The sequence below is a fragment of the Intrasporangium sp. genome (genome assembly GCF_032907665.1).
In the GTDB taxonomy this organism is placed as follows: domain Bacteria; phylum Actinomycetota; class Actinomycetes; order Actinomycetales; family Dermatophilaceae; genus Intrasporangium.
This window is the reverse complement of the sequence record NZ_JAJJPG010000139.1, coordinates 1-1,905: the sequence shown is the minus strand read 5'-3', so window position 1 is coordinate 1,905 and position 1,905 is coordinate 1. Positions and strand designations below refer to the sequence as shown.

Below are 1,905 nucleotides of genomic sequence, written 5' to 3'. Positions count from 1 at the left end.
CGCGGCGGAACGACGCGGAGTGGGCGCGGCGGAACGACGCGGAGTGGGCGCGGTGGAACGACGCGGAGTGGGCGCGGGGCAGCGCTCCGGCGATGAGCGATGCGGAGGAAGGCCATGAGCTGGTGGCACGGCACGTGGCTGGTCGCCAGGCGCAGCCTCGTGGAGAACCTCCAGTCCCGCACCTTCAAGGTCGTCACCGGTCTGCTGCTGCTCCTGTCGATCGGCGGTGTCGTCATCCCGCAGATCATCGGCGAGTCAGAGACGTCGTACACGCTCGCGACCGTCGGCGAGGCCCCCGCGACGCTGCGTGCGGCGCTCGAGGCCGCGTCGGAGGGCGGCGACTTCACCGTCGCCTTCGAGACGCGCGACAGCGCAGAGGCGGTGCGTCTCGCCGTGCGCGACGAGGAAGCCACCGCCGGTCTCGCCGATGGAACCCTCTACACGCCGAGCGAGGCGGCGGGGCCGTTCCCGGTCTTCGTCGCGCAGGCGGTCGTCGCGGTCGAGACGGCCGAGCGCCTCGCCGCCGCTGGTCTCTCCCCCGAGCAGATCGCGTCCGTGCAGTCGGTCGCGCCACCCCGGCAGGAGTCGGTGGGCCGGGTCGACAGCGAGGGGCGCGCCGGGGTCGGCTTCGGAGTCGGCATCGTCCTCTATCTCGCGATCACCTTCGCCGGTAGCGCCATCGCGACGACCGTGGCGATGGAGAAGGCATCACGGATCTCCGAGGTGCTGCTTGCGGTCCTGCGACCGACGCAGATCCTCGTGGGCACCGTCCTGGCCGTGGGGCTGGTGACCCTCACCCAGCTGCTCATCCTCGCGGCGCCACTGGCGGTGGCGGTCCGGGTCACCGACCTGGGCCTGCCAAAGGTCGCGAGCGGTGACCTCGCCCTGGCTGTCGTGTGGTTCGTCCTCGGCTTCGCTCTGTATGCGTTCCTCTTCGCGGCCACGGCCGCGCTCGTCGACAAGATCACCGAGGCCAACTCGGCGATCCTGCCGGTGACCCTGACCCTGGTGGTCGTCTACATGCTCTCGATCACGATCGTCATGGGCGACCCACGCGGTGTCTGGACGACGGTCCTGTCGATCTTCCCGCTGAGCGCTCCAGTGGCGATGCCGATCCGCTGGGCCGGCGGGGAGGTCCCGATCTATCAGCTCCTGCTGGCGATGGGCCTGACCGTCGCGACGGCCGTGCTCCTCGTCGCCGTCTCGGCGGCGATCTACCGGCGTGCCCTGCTCATCACGGGGCACCGGGTCACGCTTCGAGAGGTGCTGCGCGCCGGTCGGTCGTGACGGCCACGCCTCGTGGCGTCCCGCTATGCTCACGCGACGTGACACGCCTGGAGACTGCGCGACTCGTCCTTCGCGAGTTCACGCACGATGACGCGCAGTTCGTTCTCGAGCTGCACCAGCACCCGGACCTCGTCCGGTTCATCGCCACGGCTGCCCTCCAGGACCTCGCCGGCGCGCACGAGGTCATCGACCTCTTCCTGGCCGTCGAGGGGCCGGACCGGGGATGGTGGTGCGCCTGCCTCCGCGACGGGACGCCGGTGGGCGCGGTGCTCCTCAAGGACATCCGTGCCTCCCAGGGCCGTGAGGTCCACGACGTCGAGGTCGGCTGGCGCCAGCACGTCGATCACTGCGGCCGGGGATACATGACCGAGGCTGCCCGTGCCGTTGTCGACCTCGGCTTCCAGACCGGGCTGGATCGGATCGTCGCTGTCGTCGACCCCGAGAACCATCCGTCGCGCCGCATCTGCGAGCGTCTCGGGATGCGGTATGAGGGGCGCACCACCGACTACTACGACGACGAGCTCGACCTCTACGTCATCCGCCGACCGGGTGTGGCCTGACCTGGTCGGGAGCGGGCCTGCCGACACGGATCGGGCCGGGGTGCGATACGTGGTGGGT

Annotated in this window: 2 protein-coding genes; both read left to right on the top strand. The window is 70.6% G+C overall.

Annotated features, from left to right (window positions below; all coding sequences use genetic code 11):
- Positions 1 to 114: 114 nt before the first annotated feature.
- Complete coding sequence (locus tag LOY02_RS16000; RefSeq protein WP_317183364.1) at positions 115 to 1,287, top strand: ABC transporter permease; 1,173 nt, start codon at positions 115 to 117, stop codon at positions 1,285 to 1,287.
- Between the two features lie 38 nt (positions 1,288 to 1,325).
- On the top strand, positions 1,326 to 1,847 hold the full coding sequence (locus LOY02_RS15995; protein WP_317183363.1) for a GNAT family N-acetyltransferase: 522 nt from the start codon (positions 1,326 to 1,328) through the stop codon (positions 1,845 to 1,847).
- Positions 1,848 to 1,905 lie beyond the last annotated feature (58 nt).

Coding starts and splice junctions, on each gene's coding strand:
- LOY02_RS16000 (WP_317183364.1), top strand. CDS start 115: ATGAGCTGGTGGCACGGCACGTGGCTGGTCGCCAGGCGCAGCCTCGTG.